Origin of the sequence: Pseudomonas sp. TE50-2 (assembly GCF_040813665.1) — a bacterium.
Classification (GTDB): domain Bacteria; phylum Pseudomonadota; class Gammaproteobacteria; order Pseudomonadales; family Pseudomonadaceae; genus Aquipseudomonas; species Aquipseudomonas soli.
On record NZ_JBFNXN010000001.1, the window covers coordinates 1,387,620 to 1,411,026 of the forward strand.

The window sequence follows — 23,407 nt, forward strand, 5'->3', positions numbered from 1 at the left end:
GCGACGGCTACGGCTCAGATGTGCACTGCCACCTTCAGCGCTTCCAGCGCCGGCTCCACCTTGATACCAACGGCTTCGCCCAGCTCCAGCACACGGGCCAGGTCGTGCTGCCCGACCATGATCATCTGCAGCTCATCGTCGAGCAATTGGCTGAAGTTCAGCAGAACGTAGCCACCGGCTTCCTTGTTCAGCGCGCCCATCTGCACCTGGATGCGGTTGAGCGCGGTGAGCGCCTCGGTGCGCGCCAGCTGCTTGGGCTTGAGGGTGAAGGGCACGCTCTTGTCGAACGAGTCGCTGATCTGCTGGAACAGGTCCTGGTAGCTGTCGGCCTGGAACAGCACGGTATCGGGCAGGCTGCCGACCACCACCCATTCACCCAGCGGGAACGGGAAGCTGTCGTCGTAGTTGATGTCCGGATTGGCGGCGAGGAAGGCGGCGGGGTCGGCGTAGGCCTCGGCGGCCTCGGCGGCGATGCGCTCGATGTCCTCATCGCGCATGCAACCGGCGCCGATGAGGCTGATGAATTCGAGCAACTGGTCTTTCATGGGGGGGCCTGCGGTTGACGTGAAAGGCGCCAAGGATAGCCGCAAAAGCCCCCGGGCAGTTAGCCGGCCAATGCTTCCAGACGTGCCGCGCTATCCACCGCACCCATGGTGCGGGCTGCCATCAGCGCAGTGGCGCCGGCGGCATCGCGGTGCGCGGGGTCGGCACCCTGGGCCAACAGATAGTCGATGATCTCCAGGCGGTTGAACATCGCCGCCAGTATCAATGCGCTACGGCCGTCAGCAGCGGCGGCATCCACCGGCACGCCGTGTTCCAGCAGCAGGCGGATCATCGCCAGGTCGCCCTTGAAGGCGGCGCCGGCTATGGGCAACTGGCCGTTGTCATTGGCGATCAGCGGATCGGCACCATGGGCCAGCAGCACCTGCACGGCGTCATGGTGACCGTGGTAGCTGGCCAGCATCAGCAAGGTGTCGCCCTTGTGGTTGCGCAGGTTGGCGGGCAGGCCGTTATCGAGCAGGCGACCGAGCATTGTCGCGTCGCCGCGGCGGGCGCGCTCGAAGACCTCCTCGGCGAAGGCCGCGGCTTCATCCGTGGTCATGGTGGCGGGCTGGTGATCGGACATCGGGAACCTCCTGGCATCTGGCAATGGGCCAAGTGTCCATCAGGCAGCAGCGACAGGTCCAAGGTTCAGATTCTATCGGCGGCAGAGAGCCAGGCTATGACCGTGCAAAATGCACTGTGCAAAATGCACGGGCGTGCAGAATGCAATACAGGCACCTGCAAAAACAAATATAACTTATTGATTTATAGGGATTTTATTTTAATCCCAGGCTGGCACGGTCACTGCAATCATCAAATCAAGTCTGCCAGTACAACAGTCAGGAGTTGATATGGACCTCATCCAGCAAAAATTCGCCTCGCTCTTCGCCGCCTACCAGGTTGCCACTCAGCCGCGCCCCGACGGCGGCGTGCTGCTGACCCTGCGCGCCAGCGACGGCGTGGTGACCCGCCGGGTGCTGTCCTATGCGCAACTGCACAGTGCCGAGCAACTGTCGTGGGCCATCAGCGCCATCCGCCGCGACCTTGCCGAACAAGCCAGCGAGCTGCCGGTGATTTCCATGCTGCAGAGCCAGCAACGCTTCGCCCTGCCGACCTACCGCTAAGCGCGTAACCTGTTCGCGGGGCAGCTTCTGCTCACCCTTGGAGGGTGTGAGCAGAAGCTGCCCCGCGAGTTCATTCAGAGTTCATCGAAACCGGCAAATTGCCGCGCCATGGCATCCCCGGTGAAGCGTGGCTGCACACCCTGCTCGCTGCCGAAAAGGCGCAGGGCCAGGCAGAATGGGCTGGCCCCCAGATCCAACCAGCGATGCGTGCCGGCCGGCACCAGCAGCACGTCATCCTTCTCGCACAGCACGGCATACACCGCGCCGCCCAGGCGCAGGCTGACCTGTGCACGCCCGCTGATCATCGCGAACACTTCATCGCTGTCATGCACATGCTCATCACGCAGGTCGGCCTGGCTCAAGTCGGCGCCATCGCGGCTGAGCACGCCAAATACCACACTGCCGTGCTCGGTCATCAGTTGGTCGAGCGGCCCACGGCACGCCGCGACCACTTCATCCTGGCTGCTGCCCGGGCGCAGGCGCGCGCCGGACTGCCAGCGGCCGAAGCGCACGCCCTGCTCGGCCAGGGTCGCGGCGATGTCGTCGTGGTGGGTCAGCACCTTGTGCGGCAGGTCCGGGCTGGACAGGTCGAATACGCTGAGGATGCTCATCAGGGGTGGTTCCTGCTTTCTTTGAGTCGGAAGGCAATGATAACGGCTGCCGCGAGCGCCGCGACGCTGGCCATACCAAAGGTGAAGTGTGGGCCCAGCAGTTTCCAGCTGTAGCCCGAGTACAGTGCGCCCAGGGCACCGCCAGTGCCTGACAGCGCCGCATACAGCGCCTGGCCCTGGCCCTGCTGGCGAGCGCCGAAGCTGGCCTGGACAAAAGCGATGGCCGCGGCATGGAAACAGCCGAACGTGGCCGCGTGCAATACCTGGGCGAATACCAGCACCGCCGGGATATCCGCCAGGTTGCCAAGCAACAACCAGCGCAGCGCGGCCAGCAGGAAGCTGGCCAGCAGCACCTTGCGCACCGAGCAACGGGCGAAGATCCGGCTCATGACCATGAACACCAGCACTTCGGCCACCACGCCAAGCGCCCATAGCAAGCCGATGGCGCCGCGGCTGTAGCCGAGGTGCTCCAGGTGCAGGGTGAGGAAGGTGTAGTACGGCCCGTGGCTGAGCTGCATGAGGGCCACGCAGACATAGAAGGCCATTACCCCAGGCGCCCGCACCTGCCTGAAAAAGCCCCCTGCCCCACGCTGCTCGGCCTGCTCGACGGGTTGCGCATTGGGCACCCAGAGGCTGGCAACGACGATACCGGCCATGATCGCCACCAGCGCCAGCGGGTAGATGTCCAGGCTCAGCCATTCGAACAGGCGCCCGAGGCCTACCACGGCGAGGATGAAGCCGATCGAGCCCCATAGCCGTACCTGGCTGTAACGCGAGGTCTGGCCGTGCAGGTGGGCCAGGGTGATCACTTCGAACTGCGGCAGCACCGCGTGCCAGAAGAAGGCGTGCAACGCCATGACCAGCGCCAGCCAGGCGTAGCTCTTGCCGAAGAAGATCAGCGAGAAGGTCGCCAGGGTCGACAGTGCGCCCAGGCGCACGATCAGCAGGCGCTGGCCGCTGCGGTCACCGAGCCAGCCCCACAGATTGGGGGCCACGCAGCGCATGAGCATGGGGATGGCCACCAGCTCGCCGATGCGCGCCGGGGAGAAGCCCAGGTGGTCGAAGTACAGGGCCAAGAACGGCGCGGTGGAGCCGAGCAGGGCGAAGTAGAAGAGGTAGAAGCTGGAGAGGCGCCAGTAGGGGATCGGAGGCATTGGGAAGTCCGTTCAGAGGCTTCCGGCCCTATCGCGGGGCAAGCCCGCTCCCACGCTGGAATTCGTGGGAGCGGGCTTCCCCCGCGATAGGGCCGGGACTGTCAGAGCTGGCCCAGCACCGGGGTGTTGACCCTCACGTCGGCATTCTGCGCGCGGTGGCGCAGCAGGTGGTCCATCAGCGCAATGGCCATCATTGCCTCGGCGATCGGCGTGGCGCGGATGCCGACGCAAGGGTCGTGGCGGCCCTTGGTGATCACCTCCACCGGGTTGCCATCGACATCGATGGAACGGCCCGGGGTGGTGATGCTCGAGGTCGGCTTGAGCGCCAGGTGGGCGACGATCGGCTGGCCCGAGGAAATGCCACCGAGGATGCCGCCGGCGTTGTTGCTGAGGAAGCCCTCGGGCGTCATCTCGTCACGGTGCTCGGTGCCGCGCTGGGCGACACTGGCGAAACCGGCGCCGATCTCCACACCCTTGACCGCGTTGATGCTCATCAAGGCATGGGCCAACTCGGCGTCGAGGCGGTCGAAGATCGGCTCGCCCAGGCCCGGCATCACGCCTTCGGCAACCACGGTGATCTTCGCCCCCACCGAATCCTGGTCGCGGCGCAGCTGGTCCATGTAGGCCTCGAGCTCAGGCACCTTGTCCGGGTCGGGGCTGAAGAAGGCGTTTTGCTCCACCGACTCCCAGGTCTTGAACGGGATCTCGATCGGCCCGAGCTGGCTCATGTAGCCGCGCACGCGGATGCCCTGGGTGGCCAGGTACTTCTTGGCGATGGCGCCGGCCGCCACGCGCATGGCGGTTTCGCGCGCCGAGCTGCGGCCACCGCCACGGTAGTCGCGGATGCCGTACTTGTGGTGGTAGGTGTAGTCGGCATGGGCCGGGCGGAACAGATCCTTGATCGCCGAATAGTCCTTGGACTTCTGGTCGGTGTTGCGAATCAGCAGGCCGATCGAGCAGCCGGTGGTACGGCCTTCGAACACACCGGAGAGGATCTCCACTTCGTCCGGTTCCTGGCGCTGGGTGGTGTGCCGGCTGGTGCCGGGCTTGCGCCGGTCGAGGTCGTGCTGCAGGTCGGCAAGGGAGATTTCCAGGCCAGGCGGGCAGCCGTCGACAATGGCGACCAACGCCGGGCCATGGCTTTCGCCAGCGGTGGTGACAGTGAACAGCTTGCCGTAGGTATTGCCGGACATGGACGCTCCGCGAATCAGCCTGAAGTGAACGAAAGCGGCAGTATACGGAAAACCGCGTGGCTGTGGTTGCCCTGCGATGGGGCCCGCGAACCTTCAGGATGACCCACGGTCGAATCAGCAACGTCCCACGTAGTACCCCGCCCATGAAGTCGCGCCTCGCCGCCCTGCTCCTGCTGTTCTGCACCTGCCTCGCCCAGGCCGCCCCCACCGTGCTGCAACGCCCCATCGATCTGGACACCGGCCAGGGCGTGCTGCATGGCAGCCTGCTGTTGCCGCAGCAGGCCACGCCGCCCCCGGTGGTGCTGATCATCGCCGGCTCCGGCCCTACCGACCGCGATGGCAACAACCCTGCCGCCGGGCGCATCGACAACCTCAAGCGCCTGGCCCTGCTGCTGGCCGGCGAACACATTGCCAGCGTGCGCTTCGACAAGCGCGGCGTGGCCGCCAGCCAGCCGGCCACCCCCGACGAACGTGACCTCAGCGTCGAGCGCTATGTCGCCGACGTGGTGGCCTGGGGCCGCGCACTCAGGCAGGACCCACGCTTCGGCCCGCTGATCCTGGTCGGCCACAGTGAAGGCGCGCTGATCGCCAGCCTCGCCGCGGAGCAGGCCGGCGCCAGCGCGGTGATCACCCTGGCCGGCAGCGGTCGGCCGGTGGCCGACGTGCTGCGCGAGCAGCTGGCCCAGCGCCTGCCGCCGGCGCAATTGCCCGCTGGCGTGGCGCTGATCGACCGGTTGCAGGCCGGGCAGACCAGCCTCGACGTGCCCGCGCCGCTGCGCCAGGTGTTCCGCCCCAGCGTGCAGCCGTACCTGATCACCTTGCTGCACCAGGACCCGGCGGCGGCCTTCGCCCGCCTCAAGGTGCCCGCGCTGATCGTCCAGGGGCGTAACGACATCCAGGTGGAGGTAGCTGATGCCGAGCGCCTCAAGGCAGCCAAACCCGACGCGCAACTGGCGCTGATCGACGGCATGAACCATGTGCTGCGCATCAGCCCCCGGGACATGAGCCAGCAGCGTGACAGCTACCGCAACCCCGAGCTGCCGCTGGCGCGCGAGCTGGGCGAGCGCATCGTCCTGTTCATCCAAGGGTTGCCGCAGGCCTGAGACCTGTCCTCAGGTATTGCCCGGGCCTGCCGATAACGCGGCTGAGAAGGCAGTGATCGCGGCCCACGCGCCCGGCCGCCGTGCACCTGAGGACCCCCTGATGACCGATGCCCCCGCCGCCGAGGCGACCGAAGAACAAGCGCCGGAAAGCGCCCCGCAGCCCTGGGCGGATCTTGCCGCCGAGCACTTCCAGCTGCTGCGCCTGGCGCCGCTGCCGACCGACCGCAACAGCGGCGCCCGCCCGCTGCGCTTTGTCCAGTTCGGCTACGCCGAGCGCCACGACAAGGCCCACAGCCTGTTGCGCATGGAAATCCGCCTGCCTGGGCAGAAGGTGCGCAAGGAACAGAACCAGCTGGACATCCGCGTCGACCACGAAACGCGCACGGTGCGCATCGGCGACCCGGCCGGGCTGCAGCTCGAGCCCCTCAACCGTGGTGTTGGCCGCTACCTGCTGGCGCAGGCGGTGCAATGGCTGCAGCACCGCTGCTCGCACTACCAGATCGAGGGCATGAGCCTGCCGAACAAGGACGCCCTCAACGAAGACACCCGCCTGCGCCGCGACCACGTGCTGCGCAGCGTCGGCCTGGAGGTGGAATACACCGATGGGCAACTGCTCAAGGGGCGCCTGGTGGAAACACCGGTGGGCCAGCTCAAGGGCGGCTGGAACACCGAGAAGGTGCAGCGCGTGGACAACCTCGAGGCCGCCGGCATGCTGCAACAAGCCGAGCAGAACCTGATTGAAAAGGAAGCCCAGCTGCGCGAGCGTGACGAACGCGTGGCCAAGTACCGCCGCGAAGACAGCGGCTTGCGCTTTACCATCACCTGCCTGGTGGCGTTCGCGGTGTTCCAGGCCGGGCTGCTGATCTGGATCGCCACCCGCTGATATCGCCATCGCGGGGCAAGCCCGCTCCCACGGAGATTGCATTCATCCTGTGGGAACGGGCGCGCAGTCAGACCCGCGCCTTGAACAGCTCCTGATGCTGCCGGCACTGCTCGGCCGTCAGCATGAACACCCCGTGCCCACCGCGCTCGAATTCCAGCCAGGCGAAGTCCACCTCGGGATAGAGCGACTCGACGTGCACCTGGCTGTTGCCTACCTCGACGATCATCAGGCCCTTGTCGGTCAGATGGTCGGCCGCCTCGGCCAGCATGCGCCGCACCAGGTCCAGGCCATCGTTGCCGCAGGCCAGGCCCAGTTCGGGCTCGTGGTGATACTCGGCCGGCATGTCACCGAAGTCCTCGGCATCGACATACGGCGGGTTGGAGAGGATCAGGTCGAAACGCTGCCCCGGCAGCCCGGCGAAGCCATCGCCCTGCACGGTGTACACACGCTCTTCCAGGCCATGACGCTCGATGTTCTGGTTGGCCACCGCCAGCGCGTCGAACGAGAGGTCGGCCAGTACCACTTCGGCGTCCTGGAACACATCGGCGGCGACGATGCCGATGCAACCGGAACCGGTGCACAGGTCGAGGATGCGCGCAGGCTCGGCGGCCAGCCAGGGCTCGAAGCGCTTCTCGATCAGCTCGCCGATAGGCGAGCGCGGCACCAGCACGCGTTCGTCGACGATGAACGACATGCCGCAGAACCAGGCCTCACCCAGCAGGTAGGCAGTCGGCACACGTTCTTCGATGCGGCGCTTGAGCAGGTGCTGCAGGCGTACCCGCTCATCATCCTCGAGTGCGCAGTCCAGATAGCTGTCGGCCACCTCCCAGGGCAGGTGCACCGCGCCGAGCACCAGCAGGCGGGCCTCGTCCCAGGCATTGTCGGCGCCGTGGCCGAAGAACAGTTCATGCTCATGGAAGCGGCTGACCGCCCAGCGGATGTGGTCGCGCAGGGTGCGCAGGCGGGATGTGATCACGGGGTACTCCTTTTCAGACAGGCCAAAAGTCTAACAGCCCACACCGCACAAATGTTCGCCCCGATGCCCGAATGGATAGCCACAAGCCAGTAACCACGCCGCCTGCGCTGTCAACCATTCACATTGGCGTCAAGGCAAGGGAGAATAGGTACACAAAAGCCCTACCCAAGGAGCCCTTGATGTCCGTTCCAACCACGATGTTCCGCCTCACTGGCCGCGACTACCCGCCGGCCAAGCTGAGCCAAGCCAGCCTGATCGTCATCGATGCGCAGAAGGAGTACCTGAGCGGTCCGCTGGCGCTGTCGGGCATGGACGAGGCCGTGGCGAACATTGCCAGGTTGCTCGACGCCGCCCGCAAGGCCGGCCGCCCGATCATCCATGTCCGCCACCTCGGCACCGTTGGCGGTCGCTTCGACCCGCAGGGCCCGGCCGGCGAGTTCATTCCCGGGCTGGAGCCGCGCGAAGGCGAGGTGGTGATCGAGAAACGCATGCCCAACGCCTTCAAGAACACCAAGCTGCACGAGACCTTGCAGGCATTCGGCCCGCTGGACCTGATCGTCTGCGGTTTCATGAGCCACTCCAGCGTCAGCACCACCGTGCGCCGCGCCAAGGACTATGGTTATCGCTGCACCCTGGTCGAAGATGCTTCGGCGACCCGTGACCTGGCCCTGAAGGACACCGTGATCCCCGCCGCGCAGATCCACCAGTGCGAGATGGCCGTGATGGCCGATAACTTCGCCTGCGTCGCCCCCACCGCCAGCCTGGTCTGAACCACGACCGCCCGGCGGACGGGCGGAACCCCAAGGTGACCCGCAGGTCGAAATCCGGATCAGCACCACCCGATCCTGAGGAATTCGAATGAAGCTCAAAGGCAGTTTCGATGCCAAGCGCCTGCGCCAGCGCGAGCCGAGCAACTGGGGCGCGCGCATCGCCGCGGCACTCTCGGTACTGCTGGCCACCCTGGGCATCCTGCTGGCCATGGCCGGCTTCGCCGGTTTGCTGGGCAACTACGCCGCCCTGGCCGAACTCAATGCCAACCGTCCATTGGCGGCGACACTGACCGTCGTCGGGCTGGCCCTGCTGTACTTCGGCGTGCGCCTGTGGCGGCGCAGCCGTATCCGCCTGCGCCGCGGGCGCGAGCTGAACCTGTCGCCGCACCTGATGAAGAAGCACGACTGACGCGCCGAGCGCGGGGCCAGGCTTGCCCCGCGATGACAGTCGCGTAAACTACGCCGCCCACGTGGAGGCACCATGCAAGACGACGAATTTTCCCTCTTCCGCAGCCAAGTGCAGGGCGTCAAGCCGATCAAGCACGATCGCGCCGAAGTCGGCAAACCCAAGGCCGACCGCAAGCAACTGGCAGGCCTGCGCCAGGCGGCGACCATCCGCAGCGACCAGACGCTGGTGATCGACGGCCTGTCCGACCAGTTCGTCATCGACGTCGGCGCCGAGGATGAGCTGATGTGGCGGCGTGACGGCGTGCAGGAAACCCAGCTGCGCAAGCTCAAGCTCGGCCAGATCGCCTTCGAGGGCAGCCTCGACCTGCACGGCATGAGCGTCGAGAAGGCCCGCGAGACGCTGTGGGCCTTCATCGCCGAAGCGACCAAGCTGGAAGTGCGCTGCGTGCGGGTCACCCACGGCAAGGCCGCGCGCCTGGACGGCAAGCGTCCGATGATCAAGAGCCACGTCAACACCTGGCTGCGCCAGCACCCGCAGGTGCTCGGTTTCACCTCGTGTCAGGCCCGCCACGGCGGCACCGGCGCGGTCTACGTGATGCTCAAGCGAACCATGCTCGAAGGGCGCGACGAGTGACATCGCGCTTGCAGCGCCGCCGTCGCCGCCGTACCCTTCGCCTTTGCGAAATTTTCCACAGGTAGATCCATGTCCCTGGAACAGAACTACACCGCGATCCTCAGCCAGATCGGCGAGGATGTCTCCCGCGAAGGCCTGCTCGACACGCCCAAGCGGGCAGCGAAGGCCATGAAGTACCTTTGCCGCGGTTATGAGCAAACCCTGGAAGAAGTGACCAACGGCGCGTTGTTCACCTCCGACAACAGCGAAATGGTGCTGGTCCGGGATATCGAGCTGTATTCGATGTGCGAACACCACATGCTGCCGTTCATCGGCAAGGCCCACGTGGCCTACCTGCCCAAGGGCAAGGTACTGGGCCTGTCGAAGGTGGCGCGGATCGTCGACATGTACGCCCGCCGCCTGCAGATCCAGGAAAACCTCAGCCGCCAGATCGCCGAGGCCGTGCAGCAGGTGACCGGCGCCGCAGGCGTGGCGGTGGTGATCGAGGCCAAGCACATGTGCATGATGATGCGCGGTGTCGAAAAGCAGAACTCGACCATGCTCACCTCGGTGATGCTCGGCGAGTTCCGCGAGAACGCCGCCACCCGCAGCGAGTTCCTCAGCCTGATCAAGTGATCGGCGTGTGTTCCGAGCCGACCCCCTGGGGTCGGCTTTTTCATTTCAGGAGTTGCCCATGATCGTCAAAGCCCTGCGGGTCGGCCTCGGCCAGCTTATCGTGTTCGGCGACTGGATCAGCCGCCCGGCGAAAAAGAAGCGCGATGCCGCGGCCCAGGCCCAGGTCGAACAGCAGGCCAAGGGCCTGGCGCTGTACCAGTTCCATGCCTGCCCCTTCTGCGTGAAGACCCGCCGCGCCCTGCACCGCCTCAATGTGCCGGTGGCGCTGCGCGATGCGAAGAACGATGCGCAGCACCGCCAGGCGCTGCTCGAAGGCGGTGGCCGGGTGAAAGTGCCGTGCCTGCGGATCGAGGAACAAGGCGAGGTGACCTGGATGTACGAGTCCAAGGACATCATTGCCTATCTGGACAAACGCTTCGCGGCGGTCTGACAGATCACCATCGCGGGGCCAGCCCGCTCCTACCGGTGCTGGCTGGCGTGGGAGCGGGCTTGCCCCGCGATGAGGCCGGTCAATCCACCATCGGCACATGCCGAGGATGACTGGCCACCCGCGCCAGCCAGGCCTGCACCGCCGGGTAAGGCGCCAGGTCGAAGCCGCCCTGATGCGCCACATGGGTATAGGCGTACAACGCCACGTCGGCGATCGAGTACTGCTCGCCGACCAGGTAGGGCGTCATTTCCAGCTGCTTGTTCATCACCTTGAGCGCCTTGTAGCCGCCCTTGTGCAGCCCCCTGTACTCCTCCAGCCGCTCTTGCGGCAGCCCCAGGTAGAACTGGATGAACCGCGCCACGGCGATGTAGGGCTCATGGCTGTACTGCTCGAAGAACTGCCATTGCAGCACCTGGGTGCGCAGCCGCGGCTCGCTGGGCAGGAACTCGCTGCCATCGGCCAGGTAGTTGAGAATCGCGTTGGATTCCCACAGGCAGGTGCCGTCCTCAAGCTTGAGCACGGGCACTTTGCCGTTGGGGTTCATGGCCAGGAACTCGGGCGTTTCCGTCTCACCCTTGAGAATGTCCACCGGGTGCCACTCATACGGGCGGTCGAGCAGGCTCAGCATCAGCTTGACCTTGTAGCAGTTGCCCGACTGGTAATCCCCATACACCTTGTACATCGCCCCTCCCCTTTCACGCAGTTGCGTAGTAATGCCCCATAGTTGGCGACTGTACGGCTAAATGCAATGCCTGCTGTATGGCAAGGATCACGCCATGGCACGGTAGCCTGAAAAAACTGCTTACACCTGCACAAGGAATTCCCTATGACCGATGCCACCTCAGCGCGCCTGCGGCCGCTGGCGGACAGCTCGCCGTCGGCGATCGTCGCCGGCTTTATCGCCATGCTCACCGGCTACACCAGCTCGCTGGTGCTGATGTTCCAGGCTGGCCAGGCGGCCGGTCTTACCAGCGCGCAGATTTCCTCATGGATCTGGGCCCTGTCGATCGGCATGGCAGTGTGCAGCATCGGCCTGTCGCTGCGCTACCGCACGCCGATCACCGTGGCCTGGTCGACACCCGGCGCGGCACTACTGATCACCAGCCTTGGCGGGGTGAGCTACGGCGAAGCGATCGGCGCCTACATCACCTGCGCCGTGCTGGTGTTGATCTGCGGCCTGACCGGCAGTTTCGAGCGCCTGGTGCGGCGCATTCCCGCCTCCCTGGCCTCGGCCCTGCTGGCCGGCATCCTGTTCAAGATCGGCAGCGAGATCTTCGTTGCCGCTCAACATCGCACGCTACTGGTGCTGGGCATGTTCTTCAGCTACCTGCTGGTCAAGCGCCTGTCGCCGCGTTACTGCGTGCTGGCCGCGCTACTGGTCGGCACCGCGCTGTCCGGCGCCCTGGGGCTGCTGGACTTCAGCGACTTCCAGCTGGAAGTCGCAACCCCGGTGTGGACCACGCCGAGCTTCTCGCTGGCGGCGACCATCAGCATCGGCATCCCGCTGTTCGTGGTGGCCATGACCTCGCAGAACATGCCCGGCGTCGCCGTGCTGCGCGCCGACGGCTACCAGGTGCCGGCTTCGCCGCTGATCTCGGCCACCGGCTTCGCCTCGCTGCTGCTGGCGCCGTTCGGCTCCCACGGGGTCAACCTGGCGGCGATCAGCGCGGCGATCTGCACCGGGCCGCATGCCCATGAGGATCCGGCCAAGCGCTACACGGCGGCGGTCTGGTGCGGGATCTTCTACGGCATAGCCGGCATCTTTGGCGCCACCCTGGCGGCGCTGTTCGGCGCCCTGCCCAAGGAGCTGGTGCTGTCGATCGCGGCGCTGGCGCTGTTCGGTTCGATCATGAACGGTTTGAGCGTGGCCATGGGCGAGGTGCGCGAGCGCGAGGCGGCCCTGATCACCTTCATGGTCACGGCCTCGGGCTTCACCCTGTTCTCGATCGGCTCGGCGTTCTGGGGGATCGTGGCGGGGGTGCTGACCTTGCTGATCCTCAGTCCGCGCAAGGGCTGACAATGTAATCGTGGGGCAATCACAAGCGAAAATGCCCCACCATCCCCTTCAAATCATTGCCCAACTGCGCCAGCTCGACGCTTGAGCGGGCATTGTCCTCCATCGCCAGTGCCGCCTGGTCGGCACTACCGCGTATCTGCGTGACGCTGCGGCTGATCTCCTCGGCCACCGAGCTCTGCTGCTCGGCCGCCGCGGCGATCTGCTGGTTCATCTGCTGGATCAACGACACCGCCGCTGCGATGCTGCCCAGGGCGCTCTCGGTCTGCAGCGTGTCGGCCACCGCCAGGCGCACCAGCTCGGTGCTGCCGCGGATCTGCATCACCGACTGCTGGGCATTGCCGCGCAGGCTGGCGACCAGGCGCTCGATCTCCTCGGTGGACTGCCGGGTACGCCGCGCCAGGGCGCGCACTTCGTCGGCCACCACCGCGAACCCGCGCCCCTGCTCCCCGGCCCGCGCCGCCTCGATCGCGGCATTGAGCGCCAACAGGTTGGTCTGCTCGGCCACGCTCTTGATCACCTCAAGCACGTCACCGATGGTATGGATCTCGGCGCTGAGGCTGTCGATGCCGCTGCTGGCGGTTTCGGCGGCCAGCGCCAGTTGCTCGATGCGCTGCATGCTCTGACGCACCACCTGCTGCCCCGAGCCGACCTTGTCGTCGGCTGCCTGGGCGGCCTGAGCGGCCTGCTCGGCGTTGCGCGCCACATCGTGGACGGTCGCAGTCATCTGCTGCATGGCAGTGGCCACCTGCTCGGTCTCGTCCTTCTGGCTACCGACTTCGCGATTGGTCTGCTCGGTGACCGCCGACAAGGCCTGGGCACTGCCGGCCAACTGGTCGATACCCTGCTGCAAGCCACTGACGATACCGGACAAGCCCTCGGCCATCTGCTGCATGGCCTGCAACAACTGGCCGACCTCGTCGGCCCGCGGCGGCTCGGCCTCGATACCCAGCTCGCCTGCGGCAATGCGCCGGGCCCGGCTGATCACCCGCTTGAGCGGCGCGACCACGGCGCGGGTTATGAGCCAGGCCGCCAGCACGCCTACCAGCAGCGCCAGCGCCGTGGCCGCAGTAATGGCGACGGCGTTGCGTGCCAGTTCCGCCTGCATGGCCTGCTCCTGATCGGCATACACCTGGTCGACACGCGCGGTAACCTGCTCGGCACGCGCCTGCAACTGGTCCTTGATACCCCGCTCCTGGCCCAGCAGGTCGGTGTACTCGTTGAGTTTTTCGGAGAAACTGCCGATATGCCCGGCCACTTCGCCCAGCACGCTCTGGTAGCCGGCATCAGCGACCGAAGCCTTGAGCTGGTCCACCAGGGTCGCAGCTTCCACAGTCTGGGCGATGCGCCCCTCGGCGCTGGCTTCGCCGCCCTTGCGGCTCTGGTCCAGGCGCACCCGGGCCTCGTCCATGGCCTGCAGCATCAGCCGCGACACCTGCGCCACCTGCCCGGCCTGTTCCAGGAACTCACCGCCCTGCTGCCCCTGGGACTGCTTGAGGGTATAGGTGCCATCGTCGGCCAGGCCGGCCTGCAGCACATCGAGGTTGTTGGCCACGCTCGACACCGACCAACTGGCCATGTCCAGCGCCAGCTCCTTGGCCTGCACCGCCTGGACGAACTGGTCGAACGCTTGCCCATAGGCATTCAGATCGGCCTCGGTCGAGGCCAGTGCCGGCACGGCCCGGGCCCGCTCCACCAGCCCCTGCAGCCCCGTGCGCAGGGCGTCGGCCGCCTTGATGTCCGAGCGCAGGGCGAAGGCCTGTTCGTGCTGGCGCAGCTTCAACAGGTCGGTATTGAACTGAGCCATCTGCCGCAGCCCATCGAAGCGCTGACCGACATTGGTCAGGGCGTACACGCCGATGGCAGCCACCACCAGGGTGAGCAGCAACACCAGGGCAAAGCCCAGGCCGAGCTTTCGCGCCATGCCCAGATTGGCCAGTACACCGTGCTTGGTCGCCGCCATCACCAATCCCCTCGCCTTGTCGGACTTTACCGACAGCAAGAGTGACAATGGCGCCGACTCCGTCACAAGAGCCAGACGCGCCAATGGTGTCATTTAGCTATGAGCGTGTCGCTTTCAGACCGCCAGAGGTCGCCCCGCATGCCGGAAGAACGCCTCGGCCCGCGAATCCTGCCCATAGGCGACATTGATACGCAGCCACTCACTGGCCCGGCCCTGCGGATCGAAGGCACTGCCCGGGGTAAGCAGCACCGCATGCTCCAGCGCCAGCCGCTCCAGCTCGACGAAGTCGCGCCCCGGTACCCGGGCCCAGACGAACATGCCGCCGACGGGTTCGCAGAACACCTCCCAGCCGCAGGCCTCCAGCAGCCCGAGCGTCCTCGCCCGGTGCTGGCCCAGGCGCAGCCGCAGGCGCTGCATGCTCTTGCGGTAGCTGCCGTTGGCGAGCATCTGCCCGACCACCTGCTCGGCGAAGCGCGAGGTGCCGATGCCCGCGACCATCTTCAGTTCGGCCAGACGCGCCACCAAGGGCGGATCGGCCACCACATAGCCGACCCGCAGCGAACTGCTGAGGCTCTTGGAGAAACTGCCCAGGTAGATCACCCGTTGCTCGCTGTCGAGGGTAGCCAGCCGCGTCGCCGGCCCGTCCTGGAAGCCGGCATAGAGGTCATCCTCGACAATCCGCAGGTCATGCCCGCGGGCCAGCTCCAGCAGGCGATAGGCGACCTTGGGTGTCAGGCTGGTGCCAGTCGGGTTCTGGTACAGGCTGTTGATGAACAGGCAGCGCGGCCGGTATTCGGCGAGCAATTGCTCAAGTACGTCCAGATCTGGACCACTGGCAGTGCGCGGCACCTCGAGCATGCGCACGCCGTGCAGGCGCAGCAGGTTGTAGAGGTTGTAGTAACCGGGCCGTTCCACCAGCACCGTGTCGCCCGGCGCCAGCAAGGTCCGCACCAGCAGGTCGAGGGCATGGCTGGCACCCTGGGTGGTGACGATACGCTCAGGTTCCGCGACGATATCCAGCAGCGCCAGCCCTTTGTGCAGTTGCAAGCGCAGGCTCGCCAGCCCCTGGGGCGGGCAGTAGTCAAACAGTGCCTCGGGCGCGCCACGGCTGACCTGGCGGATGGCCTGGGCCAGCTCAGCCTCGGCTCGCCAGGCCACGGGCAGCCAGCCACAGCCGAGCTTGAGCAGTTGCTCATGCCCTTCGCGAAACTGTCGCCAACTGCCGTCGATCGCCTCGCCCCACGGCTCGCCAGGATCGGGCCGCAGGCCCGGCTTGCGCTCGGCAACGAAGAACCCGGCACCGTGCCGTGCCTCCAGCCAGCCGCTGGCCACCAGCCGGTCGTAGGCTTCGATCACGCACGAAGCACTGACCGCCTGGGCCTTGGCCAAGGTGCGGATCGATGGCAGGCGTGCACCCGGGCGCAAGCGCTGCCGAGTGATCCAGGCCTGCAACTGCTCGGTCAACTGCTGAACCAAGGGTGTGGGGAGACCGCGATCAAGATTGAAGTGCATGGCAAGTGTTCGCTTATTTCAGGCAAACAGTTAAACACAAATCCGTACTGGGTGTACCTTGGCGAACAGCCACCCAGGGCCGATGCTGACGCAATCGATCCTGCGGAAACCATCCATGCCTACTCGCCACGCCCCGGCCCTGCTGGCCTTCGCCCTGTGCCTGATCACCCTTGCGGTGAACCTCCAGGCCCCGCTGTACATCACCTACGCCGACCTCTCCGGGCAAGGCGCCGCGGCGACCGCCGTGGCTTTCTCCGGCTACGTGCTCGGCGTATTGCCAGTGCTGCTGGCCCTCGGCGGCCTGGCCGACCGGGTCGGGCGACGCCCGTTGATCCTGGTCGCACTCGCCCTGTCGATGATCGCCACCTTGATCATGCTGCTGTCTCCCAGCCTGGCCTCCCTGGGCGTAGCGCGCTTGTTTCTGGGCCTGGGCACCGGCCTGGCCTCGGCCACGGCCACCGCCTACATGAGCGAACTGATGACACCCGCTGAAAGTGACCGCGCCGCGACCTGGGTCACCGCCAGCACCTCCCTGGGTTTTGGCCTGGGCGCGGCGCTGACCAGCCTGTTCCTGCTGCGCGGGCCGACACTCACTCCGGGCAGTTTCCATTTGCAGCTGATACTGGCCGCCGCGGCCCTTGCGCTGGTCTGGCGCCTGCCGGACCCTCGCCCGACGCAACGCAGCGCCATGCTGCGCCTGCCGTGCTATCCCAGCGGCAGCCTGGCATATGGCCTGGCGATCCTGCTGGCCTGGGCCTGTGTCGGGCTGGTCATCGCCCTGCTGCCGGGGATCCTGCGCCAGCACGGCCTGAGCGCCTGGTCGGGATTCTCGACCTTCTGCGTGATCAGTTGCGGCCTGCTGTTCCAGCCGCTGGCCCGGCGCATGGCCAGTGCCCGGGCGACCTTGCTCGGGCTGCTGATCCTGCCGTGCAGCTACGCGCTGCTGGCCTGGGGCGCCGACAGTGGCAACCTGCCGGGCGTTTTGCTGGGCGCCGTGGCCGCCAGCAGCGCCTGTTATGGCTTTATCTACCTGGGCGGGCTGGCGGCGGTGAATCAGTTGGCCGGCCAAGAAAAAACCCGGGCCAGTGCCGGGTTCTTTCTGCTTGCCTACATGGGGTTCAGCCTGCCGGTGATCTTCACCGGGCTGCTCAGTGACCGGCTGGGGTCGCGGCTGGCCTTGATCGTGTTTGGGGGGGTGTTGCTGCTGGGCTGCGCGGCGGTGGCACTGACCCTATGGCTGGCCTCGCTCAGATCGCCAGCGCGCCACCGTCGACCGTCAGGCTGTGCCCCGTCGTGAAGGCCGCGCCATCGCTGCACAGGTACAGTACCGCGCTGGCAATCTCCTCCACTTTGCCGATGCGCCCGACCGGGTGCATCGCCGCCGCGAACTCGGCCTTGCGCGGGTCGGCTTCGTAGGCGCGGCGGAACATGTCGGTATCGATCACCGCCGGGCACACGGCGTTGACCCGGATCCCCTTCTTGGCATACTCGATGGCCGCCGATTTGGTCAGGCCGATCACCGCGTGTTTGGACGCGGCATAGATGCTCATTTTCGGCGCCGCCGACAGGCCGGCCACCGAGGCCGTGTTGACAATGGCGCCACCACCCTGGGCCAGCAGCAAGGGCAGTTGGTACTTCATGCACAGCCAGACGCCCTTGACGTTGACGCCCATGATCGCGTCGAACTCCGCCTCGCTGCCCTCGGCCAATCGCCCCTTCTCGATTTCAATGCCGGCATTGTTGAAGGCGTAGTCCAGGCGCCCGTATGCCTCGACCACCCGCTCGTGCAACTGCCGCACATCTTCGTCGCGGGTAACGTCGCAGGCGATGAACAATGCTTCGCCACCATTCTGGCGAATAAGCGCCACGGTGCCTTCGCCACCGTGCGCATCACGGTCGGCCACCACCACCTTGAGCCCCTCGGCGGCAAACGCCTGGGCCGTCGCCCGGCCGATACCCGCCGCGCCACCGGTGACCAGGGCAACCTGGCCGGAGAAAGTCATGCTCATCACTGGCTCCTGCAAAAGGATGGGAAGTCGTGGCTGAGTCTAGTCAGGGCACCGCTGGGCTGGGCAGCATCATCAAGGGCACGGTTGGACTACTATCGTTCGCAGTGATCTTGCGTGACGCGGCCCATTCAACCCGCCGATCATCCCCCCTCACACTCGTTCAGGAGAACTCGCCATGCCCCACACCAACCGCCGTTTCCTGCTGACCAAGCGCCCGGTCGGCGCCGTGCGCCGTGACGACTTCACCTATGAGCAGGCCCCTGCCGCCGAGCCCGGCGAAGGTCAGGTGCTGGTGAAAAACCTCTACCTGTCCTTGGACCCTGCCATGCGCGGCTGGATGAACGAAGGCAAGTCGTATATTCCCCCGGTGGGCCTGGGCCAGGTGATGCGTGCCCTTGGCGTCGGCGAGGTGGTCAGCTCCAATCATCCGGACTACAAGCCCGGCGACCATGTCAGTGGCGCCCTCGGCGTGCAGGACTACTTCACCGGTGAACCCCAGGGCCTGCACAAGATCGACCCGCGCCTGGCCCCCCTGCCCCGCTACCTGTCCGCCCTGGGCATGACCGGCATGACCGCCTACTTCGCCCTGCTCGATGTCGGCCAGCCCAAAGCCGGCGAAACCGTGGTGATCTCCGGCGCCGCAGGCGCGGTCGGCAGCATTGCCGGGCAGATCGCCAAGCTCAAGGGTTGCCGCGTGGTCGGCATTGCCGGTGGCGCGCAGAAGTGCCAGTACCTGCTGGATGAACTGGGCTTCGACGGGGTCATCGACTACAAGGCCGAAGACGTGCTCGCCGGGCTCAAGCGCGAATGCCCCAAGGGCGTGGATGTGTACTTCGACAACGTCGGCGGCGACATCCTCGACGCGGTGCTGTCGCGCCTGAACTTCAAGGCCCGGGTGGTGATCTGCGGCGCCATCAGCCAATACAACAACAAGGAAGCGGTCAAGGGCCCGGCCAACTACCTGGCGCTGCTGGTCAACCGCGCGCGCATGGAGGGCTTCGTGGTGATGGACTACGTCAAGGAGTACGGCAAGGCCGCGCAGGAAATGGCCGGCTGGCTGGCCAGCGGCAAGGTCAAGAGCAAGGAGGATGTGGTGGAAGGCTTGGAAACCTTCCCCGAGACGCTGCTCAAGCTGTTCAGCGGGGAAAATTTCGGCAAGTTGGTGCTGAAAGTCTGATCATTGCGGGCTGCGCTCACGCGCAGCCCGCACCCGTAGTCTTTCGGATCAACCGCGAATTTCAGCCACCACAGCAGCCAACGCCTTGGCCGGATCCGCCGCCTGGCTGATCGGACGCCCGATCACCAGGTAATCGGAACCGGCGTCCAGAGCCTGGCGCGGGGTCAGGATCCGGCGCTGGTCATCCTGGGCGCTGCCCGCCGGGCGAATACCCGGGGTCACCAGTTGCAGCGACGGGTGCGCCGCCTTTAGTGCCGGCGCTTCCAGCGCCGAGCACACCAGGCCGTCCATACCGGCCTTCTGCGCCAGCGCCGCCAGGCGCAGCACCTGCTCCTGCGGGTCGACATCCAGGCCGATACCGGCCAGATCCTCACGCTCCATGCTGGTCAGTACGGTCACGCCGATCAGCAGCGGCTGCGGACCGCTGCGCTTGGCCAGCTCTTCGCGGCACGCCGACATCATGCGCAGGCCACCGGAGCAGTGCACATTGACCATCCACACGCCCATCTCGGCCGCGGCCTTGACCGCCATGGCGGTGGTGTTGGGGATATCGTGGAACTTGAGGTCAAGGAACACTTCGAAGCCCTTGCTGCACAGGGTCTCGACGATTCCCGCAGCGCTGCTGGTGAACAGTTCCTTGCCCACCTTGACCCGGCACAGGGCGGGGTCGAGCTGGTCGGCCAGCTTCAGGGCGGCGTCACGGGTGGGGAAATCCAGGGCGACGATCAGGGGCGTCTGGCAGGCGGACATGGGCAGGGTCTCTTGGCAAGTCGTAAACGGCGCGCATTGTAAACGAAGTGAGGTGGGGTTTGGGGGCCGCGGGTCATGAGAATTGGCCTGGGTGGGGCCGGCTCCTATAATGGAACCAACGGCTGCGGCAATGGCTCGAATGCCATGTAAGCGGTGCCCTGTACGCTTTCTGGAGAATCTCGATGCCTTGGTATGCCTGGTTGATACTGCTTGTTGCGCTTGGGTCGATTGTCGGTGGCTTGATGATGCTGCGTGATACGGCGAAGAAGCTGCCGTTGACAGAGGAGCAGCTGAAGAAAATTCATGAGCGCAATGCGCAAATGGATGCCAAGGAAGCCGAAGATCGCTGAGTTTTTCTCAATGCGTGGGGACAGTCGACCGTGCTAAGCACGATCGACTGTCGATCCTTCACTCGATCATCAGCTTTTCCCGATTACGATCCAGCAACGCCTTGCCGATGCCTTTGATTTCCAACAGTTCCTCCACCGAGCTGAAAGGACCGTGGTTTTCGCGATACTCTACGATAGCCTCCGCCTTGGACCTGCCAATCCCATTGAGCTCCTTCTGCAAAGTAAAGGCGTCAGCCTTGTTCAGGTCCAAGCGAGCAGGTTGGTTGTTGGTGCCTACAGCCAAAGTCGACAGTTCAGAGACCGTATTTTCTGGGGCTGCGGATGTAGAGAACGACAATCCTGCAAGTAGTGGGTACAACAAGTAGCAAATAATAGTGTTCCGCATAATTCTCACTCCTGTGAGTTGATGAAGGGGCAGCTTTTCCGTGGCTGCCTCTATAAGCTAACGCCTTCAGCAGGACGTTGGCGCGAAAAGCCATTTCAAAATCTGACCATATTCAGTGATGCGATGCAGATGCATACTGCTCCGAACACCCGGAAAATCAGTACTCTCAGGACAGCAGTAAAAAAGTCCTACCGCTAATTTTATCAACGACGACCTAAATACCGCATCTTTCCTACACCAACTCGCGAACACCGAAATAAGCGGAAATGGTAAGCCGGCTGCATTAAGCACTGTACGAAAAGTAATGTCGTAAACACCGCCGCCAGCAAGCCAGCGTGACCATCACAGCGAAGCTTTCCGCTAGCTTGCAATAGCGTGTATCCAGGCGGCGGTGCTCCTTCAACCAACCAAACAGTCGTTCAATAGCGTTCAGCTGCCGATACTTGGGCTTGTCAAACAGGCGCGGTAAGCCCGGCTTCGGCTTGCGCTTCATGTCGCGCAGCGGAATCACTGGCGTTACCACCTGATAGCGTGAAGTGGAGTGGGATGCCACGGGCGTCACTGACCATATTAATTTTCGTCGTCAACCCGCCCCGGCTTCGTCCAAGTGCGTGGTCCGTTGGTTCGTCAGCCCCCCTTTTTTGCCTGCTCCGGCAGAGGCACGGGTGGCCCTCACGGCGGTTGAGTCGATGCACCAGGTGTTCAAGTCAATCTGGCCCTGTGCATTGAGTTTGAGGTGTAACAGCTTGAGCATCTTGTTGAAGGTTCCTTGTTTCGCCAGTCTGGAAATCGTTGATAGACCGTCGACCAAGGCCCGAATCGTTCAGGCATGTCCCGCCAGGTTGCACCGGAGCACAGCACCTACAACACGCCGTTGAGCATCAAACGATCGTCAACTCTTGGGCGTCCTTTACGTCGATGTGCGGTGAAGAGGTGCGCTACTATTTCCCATTTTGCATCGGAAAGTTCGTATCGCTAGGACATGGCAAAATCCTTCGTCCAAAAGCGAGAACTCTACGGAAAATCAGGCTTTCAGAGACTCCGGTGAGGTTTCAAAGGTTTTCATACAGAACCTAGCTGCCGGCATAGCACCGAGTCGAGAGAAACAACCGTTCCGATCACCCGGTAACGGTTAGAATCGTTGTCAGAGCCCGCGCAGTGACTACTGATACTGCTCCGCTAGCCAGCAACCCAGCGCTTGCGCATGCATCCGAAGCTCTGGCACCGCGATAGCCTCCCAGTAATTGGCCTTGAGCATGGGGCCAATGTAGTGTAGCCCTTCCAGGGCCTGTCCACGCGTACCGATCAAGCGATAGTGTTCATCAACTTCCAGGCCGATTTTCTGAGAGTCCTGCTTGATAAGGCCGTCTCGCACAAGATTCCGGATGATCAAGTGGTCTACAGAGGTCACATCGTAGTTGGGTCCACTGCCATTTATAAGGCCCCCCACATCCAACCAGCATGTGCCCTCCTGCCCCTTTGGCGCCAGCTCCAGCCTTAGCCCCTTGTCCGTCGCCTCCACGTTGACAACACGTCCCGCAGTAGTAACAACTTGCCCCGACTCAATCAAACGCCTCAACCGCCGTTCCGACGCCGGAGACAGGCGATGGCGATGAACATCCCAGTACGGAAGAACCCTTAGCAAGAACTTACGACGCTCACTGGGTTCGAAACGCCTCCAAAGGCTCGCTGTATAAGGCCGCAACTCGTTCAATACGTCACGCCAATTACCTCCTTCAGCTTCCCTGGTGCGCACCTCCTTGCGCAAGGCACTCATGCAGGCGCGTACAGTCGGCGGTACCGCCGCCAACCAGACGGGGAATCCACCAGCCCGCGGAGGACGAGGCTCGAAACGATGCCCATGAGGCAGCAATCCACGACGGGAAATCATGTAGATCTGCCGCTGCTGGTTACAGCTGGTCAGCCTGAAAACAGCATCAATTGCGGTGTGCCCCATTCCCAAGATGGCGACTGGCCGGGCCTTGCCCAACGCATCGATGGCCGCGAAATCGAAGGCATCAATTACGTGCTCGGCCGCCCCCTCTGACAGGGGTGAAGGCAGTTTAGCGGCAAAGTGTCCCACTGCCAGTACAACGCGCTCGGCAATGACCTCCGTCGCCCCATCCAGAATCAACTGGTAACGGCCCCCGTGCATGCAGACAAGGCTACGGGCTTGCGCATTGATGATCGAGATCGCGCCCGGAGACCGCTCCATGGTTTGTTTGAGCAGATGCTCCAGATACTCACCGTACAAACGTCGAGAAACAAAAGACTTGGCATTGAGAGACGGATCTACACCCTGACAGAAAGCTACGAAATCATCCGGCTCCTCGACCAGAGCACTCATATTGCCGGCAGGCACGTTCAGCACGAAGTTATCATCGTCATGACGATAAGCGAGGCCCCGACAGACGCGCCTGCTCCCGTCAATCACAACAATCCGGATGCGCCCAGAGCAATCAGCCCGGACAGTATTGATCGCGGTGAGCGTACCGCTGAAACCGCCACCGACGATGGCGATCGTGCATTCAATTGCAGGTGAAGTCATCATGCTGGAATATCCGGTTATTGGGTGAGAACGCCATCGCGACAGGGAGAGCAATCGTATCTCAAAGCGACGGCGCATGGCTGGGCAGACACAGGGCATCAGCGCTGCGAGGCACAGTTATGTGACAGATTGCCTGCGCGCAAGACCGGGGAGCAAGCTGAGCGCTACAAATAACAACAGTTCTACTATGTCACAACAGAAAGTACTCCTATCTCTCGCTGGCAGCGGGCAGGCTAAACACGTACACTTAAACCT

At 64.5% G+C, this 23,407-nt stretch carries 25 protein-coding genes and 1 pseudogene; 12 read left to right on the top strand and 14 right to left on the bottom strand.

Annotation, left to right across the window (positions count from 1 at the left end):
• Nucleotides 1-14: 14 nt before the first annotated feature.
• Together AAHK21_RS06210 and AAHK21_RS06215 are read right to left on the bottom strand one after the other, a co-directional pair.
• Nucleotides 15-545 (bottom strand): hypothetical protein, encoded by a 531-nt coding sequence (locus tag AAHK21_RS06210; RefSeq protein WP_102684198.1) that lies wholly within the window; start codon nt 543-545, stop codon nt 15-17.
• Between the two features lie 59 nt (nt 546-604).
• Complete coding sequence (locus AAHK21_RS06215) at nt 605-1,126, bottom strand: ankyrin repeat domain-containing protein (protein WP_367856738.1); 522 nt, start codon at nt 1,124-1,126, stop codon at nt 605-607.
• A 268-nt stretch (nt 1,127-1,394) separates the two neighbouring features.
• On the opposite strand from AAHK21_RS06215, the gene AAHK21_RS06220 reads away from it, so the two are divergent.
• Nucleotides 1,395-1,667: a DUF3509 domain-containing protein gene (locus tag AAHK21_RS06220; RefSeq protein WP_046856587.1), complete on the top strand. Its 273-nt coding sequence runs from the start codon at nt 1,395-1,397 to the stop codon at nt 1,665-1,667.
• A gap of 74 nt (nt 1,668-1,741) precedes the next feature.
• Here AAHK21_RS06220 and AAHK21_RS06225 read toward each other — a convergent pair whose 3' ends face one another.
• The 3 genes from AAHK21_RS06225 to aroC all read right to left on the bottom strand — a co-directional run bounded on the left by AAHK21_RS06225 (nt 1,742) and on the right by aroC (nt 4,625).
• Entirely contained in the window at nt 1,742-2,278 is a 537-nt protein-coding gene (locus tag AAHK21_RS06225) for an oxidase (RefSeq protein ID WP_367856739.1), read from the bottom strand.
• Nucleotides 2,278-3,432: an MFS transporter gene (locus AAHK21_RS06230; RefSeq protein ID WP_367856740.1), complete on the bottom strand. Its 1,155-nt coding sequence runs from the start codon at nt 3,430-3,432 to the stop codon at nt 2,278-2,280. Before AAHK21_RS06230 ends, AAHK21_RS06225 begins: the two co-directional genes overlap by 1 nt.
• Nucleotides 3,433-3,533: 101 nt before the next feature.
• Entirely contained in the window at nt 3,534-4,625 is a 1,092-nt protein-coding gene (gene aroC / locus AAHK21_RS06235; protein ID WP_367856741.1) for a chorismate synthase, read from the bottom strand.
• Between the two features lie 143 nt (nt 4,626-4,768).
• Here aroC and AAHK21_RS06240 point away from each other — a divergent pair, with 143 nt between their 5' ends.
• Together AAHK21_RS06240 and AAHK21_RS06245 are read left to right on the top strand one after the other, a co-directional pair.
• The gene (locus tag AAHK21_RS06240) at nt 4,769-5,728 is read left to right on the top strand and encodes an alpha/beta hydrolase (RefSeq protein ID WP_046856591.1); all 960 of its coding nucleotides are present in this window, start codon (nt 4,769-4,771) and stop codon (nt 5,726-5,728) included.
• 100 nt (nt 5,729-5,828) lie between these two features.
• Nucleotides 5,829-6,611, top strand: coding sequence for a hypothetical protein (locus AAHK21_RS06245; protein ID WP_367856742.1), 783 nt, complete (start codon nt 5,829-5,831; stop codon nt 6,609-6,611).
• A gap of 67 nt (nt 6,612-6,678) precedes the next feature.
• On the opposite strand, the gene prmB is transcribed toward AAHK21_RS06245, so the two are convergent.
• Nucleotides 6,679-7,587: a 50S ribosomal protein L3 N(5)-glutamine methyltransferase gene (prmB, locus tag AAHK21_RS06250; RefSeq protein ID WP_046856593.1), complete on the bottom strand. Its 909-nt coding sequence runs from the start codon at nt 7,585-7,587 to the stop codon at nt 6,679-6,681.
• 179 nt (nt 7,588-7,766) lie between these two features.
• On the opposite strand from prmB, the gene AAHK21_RS06255 reads away from it, so the two are divergent.
• The 5 genes from AAHK21_RS06255 (at nt 7,767) to AAHK21_RS06275 (ending at nt 10,444) form a co-directional block, all read left to right on the top strand.
• Nucleotides 7,767-8,357 (top strand): cysteine hydrolase family protein, encoded by a 591-nt coding sequence (locus AAHK21_RS06255; RefSeq protein ID WP_046856594.1) that lies wholly within the window; start codon nt 7,767-7,769, stop codon nt 8,355-8,357.
• An 88-nt stretch (nt 8,358-8,445) separates the two neighbouring features.
• A complete protein-coding gene (locus tag AAHK21_RS06260; RefSeq protein WP_046856595.1) occupies nt 8,446-8,766 on the top strand; it encodes a hypothetical protein in 321 nt (106 codons plus the stop codon).
• Between the two features lie 72 nt (nt 8,767-8,838).
• Nucleotides 8,839-9,399, top strand: a complete 561-nt coding sequence (locus tag AAHK21_RS06265) for a Smr/MutS family protein (protein ID WP_367856743.1) — start codon at nt 8,839-8,841, stop codon at nt 9,397-9,399.
• A 69-nt stretch (nt 9,400-9,468) separates the two neighbouring features.
• On the top strand, nt 9,469-10,014 hold the full coding sequence (folE, locus tag AAHK21_RS06270) for a GTP cyclohydrolase I FolE (protein ID WP_023631546.1): 546 nt from the start codon (nt 9,469-9,471) through the stop codon (nt 10,012-10,014).
• Nucleotides 10,015-10,072: 58 nt separating this feature from the next.
• Complete coding sequence (locus AAHK21_RS06275) at nt 10,073-10,444, top strand: glutathione S-transferase N-terminal domain-containing protein (protein ID WP_046856597.1); 372 nt, start codon at nt 10,073-10,075, stop codon at nt 10,442-10,444.
• 79 nt (nt 10,445-10,523) lie between these two features.
• Here AAHK21_RS06275 and AAHK21_RS06280 read toward each other — a convergent pair whose 3' ends face one another.
• Nucleotides 10,524-11,126: a glutathione S-transferase family protein gene (locus tag AAHK21_RS06280; protein WP_023631544.1), complete on the bottom strand. Its 603-nt coding sequence runs from the start codon at nt 11,124-11,126 to the stop codon at nt 10,524-10,526.
• Nucleotides 11,127-11,270: 144 nt separating this feature from the next.
• On the opposite strand from AAHK21_RS06280, the gene AAHK21_RS06285 reads away from it, so the two are divergent.
• Complete coding sequence (locus tag AAHK21_RS06285; RefSeq protein WP_367856744.1) at nt 11,271-12,461, top strand: benzoate/H(+) symporter BenE family transporter; 1,191 nt, start codon at nt 11,271-11,273, stop codon at nt 12,459-12,461.
• 19 nt (nt 12,462-12,480) lie between these two features.
• Here AAHK21_RS06285 and AAHK21_RS06290 read toward each other — a convergent pair whose 3' ends face one another.
• Both AAHK21_RS06290 and AAHK21_RS06295 read right to left on the bottom strand, forming a co-directional pair.
• Nucleotides 12,481-14,421, bottom strand: a complete 1,941-nt coding sequence (locus AAHK21_RS06290; protein WP_367856745.1) for a methyl-accepting chemotaxis protein — start codon at nt 14,419-14,421, stop codon at nt 12,481-12,483.
• A gap of 114 nt (nt 14,422-14,535) precedes the next feature.
• Complete coding sequence (locus tag AAHK21_RS06295) at nt 14,536-15,933, bottom strand: PLP-dependent aminotransferase family protein (RefSeq protein WP_367856746.1); 1,398 nt, start codon at nt 15,931-15,933, stop codon at nt 14,536-14,538.
• Between the two features lie 115 nt (nt 15,934-16,048).
• Here AAHK21_RS06295 and AAHK21_RS06300 point away from each other — a divergent pair, with 115 nt between their 5' ends.
• Entirely contained in the window at nt 16,049-17,230 is a 1,182-nt protein-coding gene (locus AAHK21_RS06300) for an MFS transporter (protein WP_367856747.1), read from the top strand.
• Here AAHK21_RS06300 and AAHK21_RS06305 read toward each other — a convergent pair.
• Nucleotides 17,181-17,942 (bottom strand): SDR family oxidoreductase, encoded by a 762-nt coding sequence (locus tag AAHK21_RS06305; RefSeq protein WP_367856748.1) that lies wholly within the window; start codon nt 17,940-17,942, stop codon nt 17,181-17,183. The two genes, AAHK21_RS06300 and AAHK21_RS06305, sit on opposite strands and share 50 nt — an antisense overlap.
• Nucleotides 17,943-18,117: 175 nt before the next feature.
• On the opposite strand from AAHK21_RS06305, the gene AAHK21_RS06310 reads away from it, so the two are divergent.
• Nucleotides 18,118-19,119 (top strand): NADP-dependent oxidoreductase, encoded by a 1,002-nt coding sequence (locus AAHK21_RS06310; RefSeq protein ID WP_367856749.1) that lies wholly within the window; start codon nt 18,118-18,120, stop codon nt 19,117-19,119.
• A 48-nt stretch (nt 19,120-19,167) separates the two neighbouring features.
• Here the strand turns inward: AAHK21_RS06310 and pyrF are convergent, their stop codons facing one another.
• Nucleotides 19,168-19,869: an orotidine-5'-phosphate decarboxylase gene (gene pyrF / locus AAHK21_RS06315; protein WP_102684183.1), complete on the bottom strand. Its 702-nt coding sequence runs from the start codon at nt 19,867-19,869 to the stop codon at nt 19,168-19,170.
• A gap of 182 nt (nt 19,870-20,051) precedes the next feature.
• On the opposite strand from pyrF, the gene AAHK21_RS06320 reads away from it, so the two are divergent.
• Nucleotides 20,052-20,219 (top strand): DUF2897 family protein, encoded by a 168-nt coding sequence (locus tag AAHK21_RS06320; RefSeq protein WP_367856750.1) that lies wholly within the window; start codon nt 20,052-20,054, stop codon nt 20,217-20,219.
• Between the two features lie 58 nt (nt 20,220-20,277).
• Here the strand turns inward: AAHK21_RS06320 and AAHK21_RS06325 are convergent, their stop codons facing one another.
• From AAHK21_RS06325 to AAHK21_RS06335, 3 genes and pseudogenes are all read right to left on the bottom strand, one after another.
• Nucleotides 20,278-20,604: a ComEA family DNA-binding protein gene (locus AAHK21_RS06325; RefSeq protein ID WP_367856751.1), complete on the bottom strand. Its 327-nt coding sequence runs from the start codon at nt 20,602-20,604 to the stop codon at nt 20,278-20,280.
• A 283-nt stretch (nt 20,605-20,887) separates the two neighbouring features.
• Nucleotides 20,888-21,549: pseudogene (locus AAHK21_RS06330) on the bottom strand (IS5 family transposase).
• Between the two features lie 217 nt (nt 21,550-21,766).
• The gene (locus AAHK21_RS06335) at nt 21,767-23,155 is read right to left on the bottom strand and encodes an FAD/NAD(P)-binding protein (RefSeq protein WP_367856752.1); all 1,389 of its coding nucleotides are present in this window, start codon (nt 23,153-23,155) and stop codon (nt 21,767-21,769) included.
• Between the last annotated feature and the right edge of the window lie 252 nt (nt 23,156-23,407).